Origin of the sequence: Blautia sp. 1001283B150304_161114_C9 (assembly GCF_015668165.1) — a bacterium.
Lineage (GTDB): Bacteria > Bacillota > Clostridia > Lachnospirales > Lachnospiraceae > Blautia_A > Blautia_A wexlerae.
On sequence record NZ_JADPGO010000002.1, the window covers coordinates 154,813 to 170,207 of the forward strand.

Annotated in this window: 14 protein-coding genes and 1 riboswitch; of the genes, 11 read left to right on the top strand and 3 right to left on the bottom strand. The window is 40.6% G+C overall.

All coding sequences use genetic code 11. The annotated features are described in order from the left end of the window. Window positions 1-125: 125 nt before the first annotated feature. The gene (gene trpS, locus I4V44_RS01975) at window positions 126-1,187 is read right to left on the bottom strand and encodes a tryptophan--tRNA ligase (RefSeq protein ID WP_118669951.1); all 1,062 of its coding nucleotides are present in this window, start codon (window positions 1,185-1,187) and stop codon (window positions 126-128) included. Between the two features lie 271 nt (window positions 1,188-1,458). Between trpS and I4V44_RS01980 the strand changes: the two genes are divergently transcribed. The 5 genes from I4V44_RS01980 to ribH all read left to right on the top strand — a co-directional run bounded on the left by I4V44_RS01980 (window position 1,459) and on the right by ribH (window position 7,089). Next, the gene (locus tag I4V44_RS01980) at window positions 1,459-2,949 is read left to right on the top strand and encodes an AAA family ATPase (protein WP_118137324.1); all 1,491 of its coding nucleotides are present in this window, start codon (window positions 1,459-1,461) and stop codon (window positions 2,947-2,949) included. A gap of 85 nt (window positions 2,950-3,034) precedes the next feature. Beyond that, a riboswitch (FMN riboswitch) is annotated at window positions 3,035-3,149 on the top strand. A 256-nt stretch (window positions 3,150-3,405) separates the two neighbouring features. Beyond that, the gene (ribD, locus tag I4V44_RS01985) at window positions 3,406-4,515 is read left to right on the top strand and encodes a bifunctional diaminohydroxyphosphoribosylaminopyrimidine deaminase/5-amino-6-(5-phosphoribosylamino)uracil reductase RibD (protein ID WP_196002238.1); all 1,110 of its coding nucleotides are present in this window, start codon (window positions 3,406-3,408) and stop codon (window positions 4,513-4,515) included. Continuing rightward, window positions 4,496-5,143 carry a riboflavin synthase gene (ribE, locus tag I4V44_RS01990; RefSeq protein WP_118341682.1) on the top strand — a complete coding sequence of 216 codons (648 nt, stop codon included), beginning with the start codon at window positions 4,496-4,498 and terminating at the stop codon, window positions 5,141-5,143. The genes ribD and ribE overlap by 20 nt, the downstream gene beginning before the upstream one ends. A gap of 164 nt (window positions 5,144-5,307) precedes the next feature. Beyond that, a complete protein-coding gene (locus tag I4V44_RS01995; protein ID WP_128867701.1) occupies window positions 5,308-6,507 on the top strand; it encodes a bifunctional 3,4-dihydroxy-2-butanone-4-phosphate synthase/GTP cyclohydrolase II in 1,200 nt (399 codons plus the stop codon). A gap of 114 nt (window positions 6,508-6,621) precedes the next feature. Beyond that, window positions 6,622-7,089, top strand: coding sequence for a 6,7-dimethyl-8-ribityllumazine synthase (gene ribH / locus I4V44_RS02000; RefSeq protein ID WP_025579513.1), 468 nt, complete (start codon window positions 6,622-6,624; stop codon window positions 7,087-7,089). Here ribH and I4V44_RS02005 read toward each other — a convergent pair. Then, window positions 7,086-8,135, bottom strand: coding sequence for an RluA family pseudouridine synthase (locus I4V44_RS02005; RefSeq protein WP_118569819.1), 1,050 nt, complete (start codon window positions 8,133-8,135; stop codon window positions 7,086-7,088). The two genes, ribH and I4V44_RS02005, sit on opposite strands and share 4 nt — an antisense overlap. A gap of 176 nt (window positions 8,136-8,311) precedes the next feature. Between I4V44_RS02005 and I4V44_RS02010 the strand changes: the two genes are divergently transcribed. Beyond that, window positions 8,312-9,223, top strand: coding sequence for a ketopantoate reductase family protein (locus I4V44_RS02010; protein ID WP_196002228.1), 912 nt, complete (start codon window positions 8,312-8,314; stop codon window positions 9,221-9,223). A gap of 137 nt (window positions 9,224-9,360) precedes the next feature. Here the strand turns inward: I4V44_RS02010 and pckA are convergent, their stop codons facing one another. Continuing rightward, window positions 9,361-10,965 carry a phosphoenolpyruvate carboxykinase (ATP) gene (gene pckA / locus I4V44_RS02015; RefSeq protein ID WP_196002229.1) on the bottom strand — a complete coding sequence of 535 codons (1,605 nt, stop codon included), beginning with the start codon at window positions 10,963-10,965 and terminating at the stop codon, window positions 9,361-9,363. Between the two features lie 457 nt (window positions 10,966-11,422). On the opposite strand from pckA, the gene I4V44_RS02020 reads away from it, so the two are divergent. The 5 genes from I4V44_RS02020 (at window position 11,423) to I4V44_RS02040 (ending at window position 15,367) form a co-directional block, all read left to right on the top strand. Next, a complete protein-coding gene (locus I4V44_RS02020; RefSeq protein WP_118571557.1) occupies window positions 11,423-12,187 on the top strand; it encodes a PIN domain-containing protein in 765 nt (254 codons plus the stop codon). 258 nt (window positions 12,188-12,445) lie between these two features. Continuing rightward, the gene (locus tag I4V44_RS02025; protein ID WP_055052464.1) at window positions 12,446-12,787 is read left to right on the top strand and encodes an arsenate reductase family protein; all 342 of its coding nucleotides are present in this window, start codon (window positions 12,446-12,448) and stop codon (window positions 12,785-12,787) included. 178 nt (window positions 12,788-12,965) lie between these two features. Next, window positions 12,966-13,982 (top strand): AAA family ATPase, encoded by a 1,017-nt coding sequence (locus I4V44_RS02030; RefSeq protein WP_055149463.1) that lies wholly within the window; start codon window positions 12,966-12,968, stop codon window positions 13,980-13,982. 222 nt (window positions 13,983-14,204) lie between these two features. Continuing rightward, entirely contained in the window at window positions 14,205-14,681 is a 477-nt protein-coding gene (locus tag I4V44_RS02035) for a DUF1653 domain-containing protein (protein WP_196002230.1), read from the top strand. 164 nt (window positions 14,682-14,845) lie between these two features. Continuing rightward, the gene (locus tag I4V44_RS02040) at window positions 14,846-15,367 is read left to right on the top strand and encodes a cysteine hydrolase family protein (RefSeq protein WP_118574645.1); all 522 of its coding nucleotides are present in this window, start codon (window positions 14,846-14,848) and stop codon (window positions 15,365-15,367) included. The last annotated feature ends 28 nt before the right edge of the window (window positions 15,368-15,395 follow it).

A 15,395-nucleotide genomic window follows, 5' to 3' on the forward strand; every position in this document is an offset into this window, starting at 1 on the left:
ACGTGAGCAGAATGCTTTTGTCTGAACCTGTTTTGATGTGCCAATAAGTTGACTTTTTGAACAATCTTGCGTTTGAATTTCTTATTTACGCATTGTTGTCGGTCGCTGTAGCCACCGGCATATAATTATTTGATTAAGCTGTTATCATCAAAGTAGTTGATCTGCATTGCTGAACGAACATCATGAAGTGTCTGTGCAGCTTTTGCTTCAGCAACCCTGCTTCCCTCTTTGAGGATATCATATACATCATCAAGATGCTGCTCCCAGTATTTACGTCTCTCGCGGATTGGAGAAAGCTCTGCCTGGAGTACTTTATTCAGGAATTTCTTAACCTTGACATCACCCAGACCACCGCGTGTATAATGGGCTTTCAGTTCATCCAGATTCTGATATTCAGGCAGGAACTCTGCAAAATATTCCGGTTTGCAGAATGCGTCCAGATAAATAAATACAGGGTTTCCTTCCACACGTCCCGGATCTTCCACACGAAGATGATTCGGGTCTGTGAACATGGACATAACCTTCTTCTTAACATCAGCTTCTTCATCTGAAAGGTAGATGCAGTTTCCGAGAGATTTGCTCATTTTTGCTTTTCCGTCAATACCTGGCAGACGTAAGCATGCTTTATTGGATGGCAGAATAATCTCAGGCTCTGTCAGAGTTTCGCCATAAACAGTATTAAATTTGTGGACGATCTCCTTGCACTGCTCGAGCATTGGAAGCTGATCTTCGCCAACCGGAACAGTAGTAGCGCGGAATGCAGTGATGTCTGCAGCCTGGCTGATCGGATAGCAGAAGAAACCGACAGGGATGCTTGCCTCGAAATTACGCATCTGGATCTCGGATTTAACTGTAGGGTTACGCTGTACACGTGCTACAGTAACAAGGTTCATATAATAAAAAGTAAGCTCTGTAAGCTCCGGAACCATAGACTGGATAAAGATAGTGGACTTCTCAGGATCAATGCCGCATGCAAGATAATCCAGGGCAACCTGAAGGATGTTCTGGCGAACTTTCTCAGGGTGTTCAGCGTTATCTGTTAATGCCTGTGCATCTGCGATCATAATATAAATTTCATCATATAAGCCGGAGTTCTGTAAACGAACACGCTCGGATAATGAACCAACATAATGTCCAACATGAAGGCGGCCTGTTGGGCGGTCACCGGTTAAAATAATTTTGCTCATTTTGCTCTCCTAAAAGTAAATTCCGATTTTCCAGAGAGTTTCTGGAAATTCTCAGTTACTACTATTATAAGGCCTGCGAATGTTACCGTCAATGATTTTGGGGGAATAAATGAGGATATAATTTATTGAATATTTATGCAATAAATACATTTACAGAATTGATTAAAAGAAAAGATTCTGCTAGAATAATAAATAGCTTCCGGCAGGATTGCAGAGATGCGTAACAGAAATATGTCATGCGTTGTATGATAAGATAAAAGGAGTATTTACCATGCCAGTATTTGATTTCAGCGGTGCTTCAGACAAGAAACCAGGTGTACAGTCTGAATGTACCTACACTACTTTCCAGTCTAATGAAAAGGAGACTTCCCCTGAGAAACCGATCATGATTCTGGATAACAGCAGCCGTCAGTGGAAACATCATTCCTGCGGTATTTTTACTAATCCAATCAAACGTACATCCTTTGAATTTAAAGAGGATGACGGCGTTTTCAGTGCAGATATCATCAGTATTGATTCAAGATTTGTAAGTCTTCTGAAATGGCTTGGGGAGAATCATATCAATGTGCGCCTTTCAGGAGAGAATAAAGAGAACGGTTATGCAGTTTATAAGATTCGTGAAACTGCTTTTGGCGGCGGCACGAAACTTTCCGCAGAGGACGGATTTCTTCAGTTTATGATCGAGAGACTTCTTGCAAGCAGTGCACCTGCAGAGATTGTTGAGGATGAAGATGAGGAAGAAACAGGGGACGAGATGAAGCTGACAAGCATTCAGAGCATCACTGACTTTATGACCTGTGCCGGAAGAACTCTGCCGGATAATATTCGTCTCTGGGCTCGAAGAAACCTTGCAGTTGCCCGCTCTCATGAGGTATCTCCGGAAGAGAGACGCCACGCTCAGCGTGCACTGTCCATTATGATGAACATTCAGTGGAAGAATAACTACTTTGAAGCAATCGATCCTCAGGAAGCGCGCAGGATTCTTGATGAGGAACTCTACGGAATGGAATCTGTAAAGCAGCGTATCATTGAAACCATCATCCAGATCAACCGTACCCATACACTTCCTGCATACGGACTTCTCCTTGTAGGCCCTGCAGGTACAGGTAAATCCCAGATTGCATACGCAGTTGCCCGTATCCTGAAACTGCCTTGGACAACTCTGGATATGAGTTCCATCAATGATCCGGAACAGCTTACAGGAAGTTCCAGAATCTATGCAAACGCAAAGCCCGGAATCATCATGGAAGCTTTCTCAGCAGCAGGAGAATCCAACCTTGTATTTATTATCAACGAGCTTGATAAAGCAGCGTCAGGTAAGGGCAACGGAAACCCTGCAGACGTACTTCTTACTCTGCTTGACAACCTTGGATTTACAGATAACTATATGGAATGTATGGTGCCCACAGTGGGCGTTTATCCCATTGCTACGGCAAACGATAAATCCCAGATCAGCGCACCTCTTATGTCCCGTTTTGCAGTGATCGATATCCCGGATTATACATCAGAAGAGAAGAAGATCATCTTCTCCAAATATGTTCTTCCGAAAGTTCTGAAACGCATGAGCCTCAAGGCAGAAGAATGCGTAGTAACAGAAGAGGGTCTGAATGCCATCGTTGAGTTGCATAAAAATACAAGCGGTATTCGTGATCTGGAACAGGCAGCAGAGCATATCGCAGCCAATGCCCTGTACCAGATTGAAGTAGATCACCTGACAGGTGTGACATTTAATGCAGATATGGTAAGAAGATTACTTTCCTGAAAAAAATCTTGACAGAGATAAAAGTTGAGAGTATACTGTCAGACATCAGCAAGATAAATCGCAAAAATTGCTGATAAAAATAAAATAAGATCTTCAGGGCAGGGTGCAATTCCCTACCGGTGGTAAAGCCCACGAGCCATAAGGCATGATTCGGTGCGATTCCGAAGCCGACAGTACAGTCTGGATGAAAGAAGATAACAGTAGAGATACAGAAGAATTAACTGATCTGTGAAAGCTGACTGCTCTGGAATAATTAATTTATTCCAGAGCTTTTTTATATCAATTAAAGTGATTTCAGTGATGAAATAAAGAGTCAGATTCATCGGAAGATAATTCATATCAAATATTAATTACCAAGCCCTGGATGTTGAAAAAACACCGGGGCTTTATTTTATGGAATTTTTATGGAATTGTTATAAAAGAGCAGGAGATGATGGATTGAAAAATATAACGGATATGGAACAGGACAGGCAGTACATGAAAATGGCTTTGGAACTGGCGCAAAAAGGAATGGGTTTTACAGCACCTAATCCGATGGTAGGTGCTGTGATCGTTAAAAACGGAAGGATCATTGGTCAGGGATATCACAGAAAATACGGTGAACTCCATGCGGAGAGAGAAGCTCTGGCAGCATGTACGGAAGAACCCGAAGGAGCATCTATATATGTTACTTTAGAACCCTGCTGCCATTATGGAAAACAGCCTCCATGCGTGAATGCAATCCTGGAGGCCGGAATCAGACGCGTGATCATCGGATCATCAGATCCTAATCCGCTGGTTGCAGGAAAAGGAATCCGGATTTTGAAGGATCATGGAATTGAAGTAACAGAAAATATTTTAAAAGAAGAGTGCGATAAATTGAATGAAGTATTCTTTTATTACATCCAAAATAAAAAACCGTATGTGGTCATGAAATATGCAATGACTATGGATGGGAAAATTGCCGCTTATACAGGTGAATCTAAATGGGTGACAGGAGAAGCTGCCAGAATTCATGTACAGAAACAGCGACTGAAATATACAGGAATTATGGTTGGAGTGGGAACCGTGCTGGCAGATGATCCGATGCTCACCTGTAGACTGGAAAACGGCAGAAATCCTGTGCGTATTATCTGTGATTCCCATCTGAGAACACCACTGACATCTAAGATTGTAAGAACAGCAGCGACAATTCCAACAATCTTTGCAACCAGCAGTAAAGACCAGCAGAAGATAAAGAATTATGAAGATATGGGATGTAAAGTTCTGGATGTCCCGGAAAAAAACGGACACATAGATTTAAACAGACTAATGGAACTTCTGGGAGCTGCAAAGATAGACAGTATCTTACTGGAAGGAGGAGGCACTTTAAACTGGTCAGCACTCGAAAGCGGTATTGTTCAGAAAGTCCAGACCTATATAGCACCCAAACTTTTTGGGGGAGAAAGTGCAAAGACACCGATAGAAGGAAAAGGATTTCCTGATCCTGCCAGCGCAATATTATTAAAAAACAGCGAAATAATCAGAATAGGAGATGATTTTCTTATAGAGAGTGAGGTGAAGAGTAATGTTCACGGGAATTGTTGAAGAACTGGGAACTGTGAAAAAAATAAAAAAAGGAGCAAATTCAGCAGTATTTACGATACGGGCAGAGAAAATTCTGGATGATCTGAGAACAGGGGACAGTGTAGCTGTAAATGGAATCTGCCTCACTGTAACTGCATGTCTGGAAGATGGTTTTACAGCAGATGTGATGCATGAGACATTGAATCGTTCTGCGCTGATTCAGCTTTCTTTGGGACAGCATGTAAATCTGGAAAGGGCAATGCCTGCAAATGGAAGATTTGGAGGACACATTGTTGCCGGGCATGTGGATGGAACAGGAAAAATCACGGAAATTCGCAGAGATGATAATGCTGTCTGGTACACCATTCAGGCTTCACCACAAATTATGAAATATATTGTGACAAAAGGTTCTGTAACAGTTGATGGAATCAGTCTTACAGTGGCAAAAGTCTCAGAAACAGACTTTTCCATTTCTGCAATTCCTCATACAGTAAAGATTACAGTCCTCGGAGAACGCAAAGAAGGAGATATCGTCAATCTGGAGACAGACATAATTGGAAAATACGTGGAAAAATTAATAACGCCTGTGAAAGAACAGCCGATAAAAAGTAATATTACACGGGATTTTCTGAACAAGTATGGCTTTTGACAGAATTAACCACAAAGCGGTTATTCGATTGATGCAGAACTGTACAGTGGATGTTTTATCTGCCTGACACGAACCAGATAAGCAGCCAATACGAATGATTTTGCCCTCTTAACAACAGAAAAATATATTGTATCAGAAAAATACATTGCATAAGGAGAGAAAAAATGAACGGATTTGATTCAGTAGAAGAAGCTCTGGAAGAACTTCGGAATGGAAAAATTATTCTGGTAACGGATGATCCGGACAGAGAGAATGAAGGAGATTTTATCTGTGCAGCAGAGTTTGCCACAACAGAAAATATTAACTTTATGGCAACTCACGGAAAAGGACTTATCTGTATGCCAATGTCTGAGGAATATGTAAGAAAACTGCAGTTCCCGCAGATGGTAGCAGAAAATTCAGATAATCACGAAACTGCTTTTACTGTTTCCGTAGACCATATCAGCACCACTACAGGAATCTCTGCGGCAGAACGTTCTGTTACTGCCATGAAATGTGTGGATGAGAATGCAAAACCCGAAGATTTCAGACGCCCCGGACATATGTTTCCACTTCTGGCGAAGAAGAACGGTGTTCTGGAAAGAAACGGACATACAGAGGCAACTGTAGACCTGTGCAGACTTGCAGGGTTAAAACAGTGCGGGCTGTGCTGTGAAATTATGAGAGAAGACGGCACTATGATGCGGACTTCTGAGTTACGGGAACTTGCCGGAAAGTGGAATCTTAAATTCATAACAATTAAAGATATTCAGAATTATCGTAAATGCCATGATATTCTGGTGGATCGCGTGACGACCACAAAAATGCCGACCAGATACGGAGAGTTTATGGCGTATGGATTTGTAAACCGCCTGAATGGGGAACATCATGTAGCACTGGTAAAAGGTGAAATCGGAGCTGGAGAAAACGTCCTGTGCCGTGTGCATTCAGAGTGCCTGACAGGAGACGTTTTTGGATCACAGCGTTGTGACTGCGGACAGCAGTTTGCAGCGGCGATGGCCCAGATTGAGGAAGAAGGCAGAGGGATACTCCTTTATATGAGACAGGAAGGAAGAGGAATCGGACTGATCAATAAACTTCGTGCCTATGAACTTCAGGAACAGGGAATGGATACACTCGAAGCGAATCTGGCACTTGGATTTGCCGGAGACGAAAGAGAATACTACATTGGTGCGCAGATTCTGAGAAATCTTGGGGTAAAAGAGCTGCGGCTGCTGACAAATAACCCGGATAAAGTTTATCAGTTGGAAGAATTTGGCATCAGGATCAAACAGAGAGTTCCGATACAGATGAATGCCACAGCGTATGATCTGCGTTATCTTAAGACAAAACAATTACGAATGGGACATATTCTGAAGTATTAAATACAGCGGGGATTTTCATATATAACGATAACGTTCCCGAAAATAAAATTTACCGTATATAAAAACCTGTACAGGTTAAAAAATATAAATTTACAGATGAAAGGACCAGAAAAAATGAAAACATTAGAAGGAAAATTAGTATCAGATGGAATGAAAGTAGGAATTGTAGCAGCCCGCTTCAATGAATTTATAACTTCCAAGCTGGTAAGTGGTGCCATGGATGGGTTGACACGTCACAATGTAAAAGAAGAGGACATCCAGGTAGCGTGGGTACCAGGTGCTTTTGAAATCCCACTGATCGCGTCTAAAATGGCAAAAAGTGGAAAGTATGATGCGGTTATCTGCGTAGGTGCTGTGATTCGTGGAAATACCAGTCATTATGATTATGTATGCAATGAGGTTTCCAAAGGGATTGCATCAGTATCACTGGAAACAGGAGTTCCGGTATTATTCGGAGTACTTACCACAGAAAACATCGAGCAGGCAATTGAACGCGCAGGTACAAAAGCAGGAAATAAAGGCTATGACTGTGCACTCAGTGCCATTGAAATGGTAAATCTGATCAAAGAACTTGAAGCTTAAATAGACAACAGGTCAGACCCTGAAAGTGAAACCAGTTCACGAAAATCGAAAGGTAATGGTGCTTCCAGAAGGAGCATTTCATCTCTGAAAGGATGCTGAAAAGAAACTTTCCATGCATGAAGGGCTGCCCTGGAAAAGGAAGCACAGGAAGATATTTTATCGTCTGAATGATAAAGAGTATCTCCAAGCAAAGGATGTCCTGTGGATGCCATATGGACACGGATCTGGTGGGTACGTCCGGTATCCAGCTTAAGTGTGATAAGCGACCAGTCCTGACTGGAAAAAAGAGTATGATAATGAGTAACTGCTGTTTTGATTTTTCCCGATAATGCAGATGAATGTAAGGAAAGATCAGCAGCAGTTTTCATTTTCAGATGATTCTCCGGGTCCTGCATCAGCGGTAAATCTAAGGTATGCCAGACGCCAGGCATATCTACAGGCAAAGTATCGGATACAGCGGCAAGATATTGCTTGTGAATTTTGCATGGAGATTTTACAGATTGAAGTCTTGAAGCTGCTACCTGATTTTTGGCAAAAACCACAATCCCGGAAGTCTCCTGATCCAGCCGCCCCACCGGGCGGACACAGACCTGTTCATTTTTCTCTCGAAAGTAACCGGCAACAAGATTGGAGAGGCTGTCTGTATAATGCATTCCCGTTGGATGCGTAACCATTCCTGCCGGTTTATCAACCGCCAGAATATCCGTATCTTCATATAAAATATTCAGAGAAAAAGAAGTTTCGGAAACTGGAGCTGAAGCTCTGTTGGAATGGAAATCCGACAAATCCTTACTTCTGATTCCGTCATTATAATTTTCAAGATGCGCAGAAGCAGTCCCGGCTTCCTCCAGACAAACGCAGATCACATCGCCTGGATATATTGTCTCAGTTACACGACAGCGAACTCCGTTTCTGGTAATCCCGTCCGGTCGAAACTTCGCCTGGCTGATCTGCCGTTTTGTAAGTCCTGCATTCTTTTTCAGAAATGCTTCCATTTTAAGTTCTGTAGTTTGTTCATCTATTCTAAATTCCAGATATCGTTCCATCTTAATACTTTTCCTGCGTAATATATTCTGATATTGATACCATTGATATTACAGGGCAAAAAATAAACTGTCAATGCAAAATTATGTCAGCGTAATGCATAAAATATACTGAAGAAAAATTGCAATTGTGCTATGATATAAGAATCAAAACAATGAAAGCGGGGCAGAAAATAAATATGAAATACTTAATCATTGGAGCCGGAGGAACCGGTGGTGTTACCGGATATTATATGAAAAAAGCAGGCAAGGACGTAACCCTGATCGCGAGAGGCGAACACCTGAAAAAGATCCAGAAACAGGGTCTTACATTGGAGAAAATGTGGGATAAAACAGAGGAAAACATAAGCATTCCTGCTACAGATATGGAGCATTATGCAGAGCATCCGGACGTAATTTTTGTCTGCGTAAAAGGCTATTCCTTACAGGAAACGATTCCGTTTATCAAACGCATTGCCAGGAAAAATACTATTGTAATTCCAGTGTTGAATATATATGGAACAGGTGGAAAAATGCAGAAAGAACTGCCGGATCTTCTGGTAACGGACGGCTGCATCTATGTTTCTGCCAACATTAAAGAACCGGGAAAACTTCTCCAGCATGGACAGATCCTGCACATTGTATTCGGCGTAAGAGACAAAGCAGAATTCCGACCGGAACTGAAAGAGATTCAGAAAGACCTCTGTGACAGTCATATCGACGGGACTCTTTCGGAAAACATCCGCCGTGAAGCACTGGAGAAATTTTCCTATGTATCCCCGATCGGGGCAGCAGGACTCTATTACCACGCAACTGCCGCAGATTTCCAGAAAGAAGGCGAAACCAGAGAACTTTTTAAGACCATGATAAAAGAAATCGCAGCACTTGCAGAAGCCATGGGAGTTCCTTTCCAGAAAGATATGGCAGAAGTAAATTTAAAAATCCTTTCCAACCTCGCACCGGAAGCAACCACTTCCATGCAGCGGGATATCATGGCAGGAAAACAGTCCGAAATTGACGGATTAGTTTACGAAGTAGTAAGAATGGGAGAAGAATATCACGTTCCGGTACCCGCATATGAGAAAGTGGCAGAAAAACTCAGAGCCCTGTAGCGAAGCGGATTGCGAATATCCGCTTGACCACCGAAACAACATGAAAAAGGGATGCGAATTACTCGCATCCCTTTCGTACTCATTTGGACAATAAAATTATAATTTAATTATAATTAACTTTAATTCAGCAATTATAATTATAACTGAGGACCAGCTGCAACAAGTGCTTTACCAGCAGCGTTTCCTTCGTATTTAGCAAAGTTCTTGATGAATCTTCCAGCAAGATCTTTCGCTTTTTCTTCCCATTCAGAAGCGTCAGCATATGTGTCACGAGGATCAAGGATACCTGTGTCTACGCCATTAAGCTCTGTAGGAACTTCGAAATCGAAGAATGGAATCTTCTTAGTAGGAACATTAAGGATATCTCCGTTAAGGATTGCATCGATGATACCACGAGTATCTTTGATGGAGATACGTTTTCCAGTTCCGTTCCATCCTGTGTTAACGAGGTAAGCTTTTGCTCCGCTCTTTTCCATCTTCTTAACAAGTTCTTCTGCGTATTTTGTCGGATGCAGTTCAAGGAATGCCTGTCCGAAGCAAGCAGAGAATGTAGGTGTAGGCTCTGTGATTCCACGCTCTGTACCAGCAAGTTTAGCTGTGAATCCAGACAGGAAATAGTACTGAGTCTGAGCTTCTGTCAGGATAGATACCGGAGGAAGTACTCCGAAAGCATCTGCAGACAGGAAGATTACGTTCTTAGCTGCCGGTGCAGAAGAGATCGGGCGAACGATGTTTTTAATGTGGTTGATCGGATAAGATACACGAGTATTCTCTGTTACGCTCTTATCTGCGAAATCAATCTTGCCTTCAGCATCAAGTGTTACGTTCTCAAGAAGAGCGTTACGTTTGATCGCATTGTAGATGTCCGGCTCAGATTCTTTGTCAAGGTTGATAACCTTAGCGTAGCATCCGCCTTCGAAGTTGAATACGCCGTTGTCATCCCAGCCATGCTCGTCATCACCGATCAGGAGACGTTTCGGGTCTGTGGAAAGAGTAGTTTTACCTGTTCCGGAAAGACCGAAGAAGATAGCTGTATTTTCGCCGTTCATATCTGTGTTTGCAGAGCAGTGCATGGAAGCCATGCCTTTAAGTGGAAGGAAGTAGTTCATCATAGAGAACATACCTTTCTTCATTTCTCCGCCGTACCATGTGTTTACGATAACCTGCTCTTTAGTTGTGATGTTGAACATTACAGCTGTTTCAGAGTTAAGGCCTAATTCTTTATAGTTTTCAACTTTAGCTTTGGAAGCGTTGTATACAACGAAATCTGGCTCGAAGTTTTCAAGTTCTTCAGCTGTTGGCTGGATGAACATATTTGTTACGAAATGTGCCTGCCAAGCAACTTCAACGATGAAACGGATAGCCATACGAGTATCTTTGTTAGCACCGCAGAATGCATCTACTACGAAAAGTCTCTTGTTGGAGAGCTCTTTTTTAGCGATTTCTTTTACTGCATTCCATGCTTCCTGAGTTGCAGGATGGTTATCGTTTTTGTATTCGTCTGTTGTCCACCATACTGTATCTTTGGAGTTCTCATCCATAACGATGTATTTATCTTTAGGAGAACGTCCTGTGTAGATACCTGTCATAACGTTAACTGCACCAAGTTCGCTGACATGACCTTTTTCAAAGCCTTCCAGTTCCGGTTTGGTTTCTTCTTCAAATAATACTTCATAAGAAGGGTTGTAGACAATTTCTGTAGTTCCGGTAATGCCATACTTGCTTAAATCGATTTTTGCCATCTTACGTTTAACCTCTTTTCTTCGTTAATGAAAGCGCCTGTTTAAACAGGCTTAAGATACCTTACCATAAAAGCGAATGGGTATCGCTTCTCTTTTACTATTATACATATTTAACGCTTAAAATCAACAGGATTTTTGCGTTTTTTTGAATTTTGTTAAAGATTTATCAACTGGAATTTGATGAAAAATCCGTCATTTTTCACAAAAGGTATGTAAATTTATTATAGTGGCAATATGGGAATACTATTCGTGGATATGATAATATTCTGTCTGACTGGAACAGGCAGGAAAGACAACCAGGAAATACTAACCAGGAAAGCTGCCACTATGTGGTTGTGCTGATAAAAGATGCATGTTAAAATAGGAAAGAATTATCCGGCTGAAAAATGACAGAGTATTATACAGCAGAGAAAATAAAGGTTACATTGCGGAGTGAGCAGTAACAAATAAAGAGAGGATGAAGATTATCAAAACTTATTATTTAATTGATTATGAAAATGTAGGAAGTGAAGGCTTCAAAGGATGTGGCAAATTACGGGAAACAGATATTATCCATCTTTTTTATACAGATAACAGCAGAAAAATAGACCTTGATATTATCAATGATCATGGAGAGTCAAAACTGGTCACACATAAAGTACCGACAGGAAATCAGTCTGCAGATATGCATCTGGGCTCTTATCTGGGATATCTGATAGGAAAAGAGTGCATAGGTCAGGATGGAGAATGTAAAATTGTTGTAATCAGCAAGGATACAGGCTTTGACCATATTATAGAGTTCTGGAAAACAGAAAAAGATGTGAAAGTCTCCAGAAATGAGAAGATTTCCGGAAAACAGGTGCATACAAGGAAACAGGTAAAAAAACAGACCGTCAAAGAAAAAGACGGACAGATGATCGAACAATCCGGTCAAAAAACAGAAAAACAGTTGAATGAACAACCTGAAAAGCAGTCTGCCAAACAATCAGAGAAGCAGAATACAAAAAAGCCAAAACAAAAGATAATTGACATGAATGCCGGAACAAAGAAATTACAGCAGGAACTGGTATTGGTTCTCGACAAGGCAGGCATGCCAAAGGAAGTGGTAAATTATGTTTCAACAACTGTGGAAAAAAACGCAGAAGACAAAAACAGAAAACAGCAGATTTACAGATCTATCATTTCCAAATACGGACAGACAAAAGGACTGAACATCTATAACCATATTAAAAAGAAAATCTAACGGAATAAAAAATAACGGAATAAAAGAAGGAGGCCGGGAACCTTATGGATTCCCGGCAAAAGTATGAAAAAGAAAAAGTTTTATTTGCAATTACTCTTTGCTCTGTACAAGTAATAATATAACCGGAAAATGTGAGAAATATGTGGTGAGAATTTGAAAAAAATGTGAAATGGATGGAAATTTAAAATGAACAGGCAGGAAAAGAGAAAATATAGCAGGAACAATAATTCTTAAAAAAATGGGAGAAAGCATTAGACTATGAATATACAGATTTTTGGTACAAAGAAAAACTTTGACAGCAAGAAAGCAGAACGCTATTTCAAAGAACGGGGAATTAAATATCAGTTTATAGATATGAAAGAAAAAGGCTTAAGTAAAGGTGAATTCCAATCTGTCTGCAAGGCAATTGGTGGTTATAACAAGCTGATAGATACTGACTGCAAGGATAAAGACCTGCTGGCATTGATTACTTATATTGCAGAGGAAGACAAAGCAGAGAAAATCCTCGAAAACCAGAGCATCATCAAAGTCCCTGTGGTAAGAAACGGAAAACAGGCGACAGTAGGATATCAGCCGGAGATCTGGAAGAGCTGGAAGTGATAGTTATAGCCTTTTACAAGCTTTCAGATTTTACAATATTATATTGAAGAAAATAGCTGTTTGACATATTTATATGTGTTATAATATAAAATTATTATAGAAGTTACTTTATATTATATTGTCGTGCAACAGATATAATGAACTGATTTATAAAAATGGAAATATTGAGGTGATGGAAATGCCATTAACAAAGATTGCAGCAGAGAATTTTACGGTATTTGAAGATATAAAGATTCCTTTTTGCGAAGGATTAAATGTATTAGTTGGTGAAAATGGTGTAGGAAAGACTCATATTATGAAATTAGCCTATGCAGCATGTCAGGCTTCTAAACATGATGTGTCTTTTTCGCAGAAAACAACAATGTTATTTCGTCCTGATCAGTCTGGAATTGGACGTCTGGTAAACAGAGGAAAGAGTGGAAGCAATAAAGCCATGGTTTCTGTGGAATCTGATACTGCCAAAATAGGAATGACATTTTCAACCAAGACACGAAAATGGGATGCAGAGATTAATTCAGAAGAGAAATGGGAAAAGCAGATGTCTGATCTCACAAGCGTATTTATTCCGGCAAAAGAGATTTTATCAAATGCCTGGAATCTGGATGCTGCAGTAAAAATGGGAAATGTGGAATTTGATGATACGTATCTGGATATTATTGCGGCTGCCAAAATTGATATTTCCAGAGGAGTGGATTCAACTGTAAGGAAAAAATATCTGGATATTTTACAGAAAATCAGTAATGGGAAAGTAACATTGCATGAGGATCGTTTTTATTTAAAACCTGGTACACAGGCAAAGTTAGAATTTAATTTGGTAGCAGAAGGATTACGTAAAATTGCTCTTTTATGGCAGTTGATAAAAAACGGGACACTGGAGAAGGGATCCGTTTTGTTTTGGGACGAGCCAGAAGCAAATATCAATCCGAAATATATTCCGGTGCTAGCTGAATTGTTGATCATGCTGGAGACAGAAGGTGTACAGATTTTTGTTTCTACACATGACTATTTTTTATCTAAATATATTGAAGTAAAGCGGAGACAGGACAGCAAAGTGCAGTACATTTCCTTATATAAAAATGAAAACAGCAAAGTATTATGTGAGATAGCGCCGGAATTTGAATTGTTGGAACATAATGCAATTATGGATACATTCCGTCAGTTGTATCGAGAAGAAATCGGGGTGGCATTAAAGTGAGCGTTATACCAGAATCAGGAAAAACGCAGAAGATATTACGTGGCTAGCCGGGCCATTGGCAGAATTAAGAGCCAGATTGCTTAAGGTCAGAAAAATATGGGGCGTTGAGGTGGTTGTTTTAAATGAAGAACTTGCTAGAGAATATAATCTAACGTGTTAGAGCGTGAAATCAGTACTTTTTTGGTTGCATGAAATAAGAACTATATGCTAGGAGATGATAAAATGACAAAAATCAGAATCATAAAGAAAAATAATGGCTGTAGCATGGAATACGAAGTAGGCGATATTTGTGAGGTCACAGGCACCTGGTATGGCGGCGTCCACATCAATGGCCGCTCCGGAATCCCGGTTTCCCTTGATAAAGAAGAATATATGGAACTCAACACAGAACCGGAAGAACCTGACAGTGCGGAAAATGAAAACACTTCGAAGACACCGGAACACGATATCCATGCAGGCGACATTGTGCAGCATTTCAAAAGAGAATGGGTATCCCCGGATACTTCCGAATATCTCTATAAAGTCCTTGCAGTAGCCCATCACACAGAAAATGGTGAAAAACTGATGATTTATCAGGCACTCTACGCACCTTTCAAAATCTGCGCCAGACCCTATGATATGTTCATGAGTGAAGTAGACAGAGAGAAATATCCGGATATTAAACAGAAGTACAGATTTGAAAAATATACTGCAAAATAGAGATGATTGATATTTTATGGAATTGCTATAGTAAAACTGGCACTTCTGCCTGTACAAAAATATTTTGTTGCTGTATAGTAATAACAAATAATAACAGCACACGTTTCCAGAGATTTTATGGGATTATCTGAAAAAATGTGCAGAAAGAACGAAGGGAAGGAAATATGCAGAAAGTATTAGTAGTCGTAGACATGCAGAATGACTTCATTGACGGAGCTCTTGGAACAAAAGAGGCAGTTGCCATTGTACCTGGTGTAAAAGAGAAAATCGAAAATTTTGATGGAGTTATTCTTTTTACCAGAGATACCCATGAAACTTACTATCTCGACACCCAGGAAGGAAAGAAGCTTCCTGTACCGCACTGTATCCGTGACACTGAAGGATGGCAGATCAGAAGCGAATTAGATGCACTCAGAAAAACAGAACCCATTGACAAAGAAACCTTTGGTTCCACAGATCTTGCAGGAGAACTGGTGGCAATGAATGAGGATAATGAAATCGAAAGTATCACATTCGTAGGTTTATGCACAGACATCTGTGTTATTTCCAATGCACTTCTGGCAAAAGCATCTCTCCCGGAAGTTCCGATCATCGTAGACGCTAAATGCTGCGCAGGCGTAACACCGGAAAGCCATGAGAATGCACTGAAAGCAATGGAAGCATGTCAGATCCAGATTGACAGATAAACTGCAGAGCAGTTATTCAGTTATAAAC

Coding starts and splice junctions, on each gene's coding strand:
- I4V44_RS01995 (WP_128867701.1), top strand. CDS start 5,308: ATGAACGGATTTGATTCAGTAGAAGAAGCTCTGGAAGAACTTCGGAAT.
- ribE (WP_118341682.1), top strand. CDS start 4,496: ATGTTCACGGGAATTGTTGAAGAACTGGGAACTGTGAAAAAAATAAAA.
- ribD (WP_196002238.1), top strand. CDS start 3,406: ATGGAACAGGACAGGCAGTACATGAAAATGGCTTTGGAACTGGCGCAA.
- ribH (WP_025579513.1), top strand. CDS start 6,622: ATGAAAACATTAGAAGGAAAATTAGTATCAGATGGAATGAAAGTAGGA.
- I4V44_RS02030 (WP_055149463.1), top strand. CDS start 12,966: ATGCCATTAACAAAGATTGCAGCAGAGAATTTTACGGTATTTGAAGAT.
- I4V44_RS01980 (WP_118137324.1), top strand. CDS start 1,459: ATGCCAGTATTTGATTTCAGCGGTGCTTCAGACAAGAAACCAGGTGTA.
- I4V44_RS02035 (WP_196002230.1), top strand. CDS start 14,205: ATGACAAAAATCAGAATCATAAAGAAAAATAATGGCTGTAGCATGGAA.
- pckA (WP_196002229.1), bottom strand. CDS start 10,965: ATGGCAAAAATCGATTTAAGCAAGTATGGCATTACCGGAACTACAGAA.
- I4V44_RS02010 (WP_196002228.1), top strand. CDS start 8,312: ATGAAATACTTAATCATTGGAGCCGGAGGAACCGGTGGTGTTACCGGA.
- I4V44_RS02040 (WP_118574645.1), top strand. CDS start 14,846: ATGCAGAAAGTATTAGTAGTCGTAGACATGCAGAATGACTTCATTGAC.
- trpS (WP_118669951.1), bottom strand. CDS start 1,187: ATGAGCAAAATTATTTTAACCGGTGACCGCCCAACAGGCCGCCTTCAT.
- I4V44_RS02020 (WP_118571557.1), top strand. CDS start 11,423: ATGAAGATTATCAAAACTTATTATTTAATTGATTATGAAAATGTAGGA.
- I4V44_RS02005 (WP_118569819.1), bottom strand. CDS start 8,135: ATGGAACGATATCTGGAATTTAGAATAGATGAACAAACTACAGAACTT.
- I4V44_RS02025 (WP_055052464.1), top strand. CDS start 12,446: ATGAATATACAGATTTTTGGTACAAAGAAAAACTTTGACAGCAAGAAA.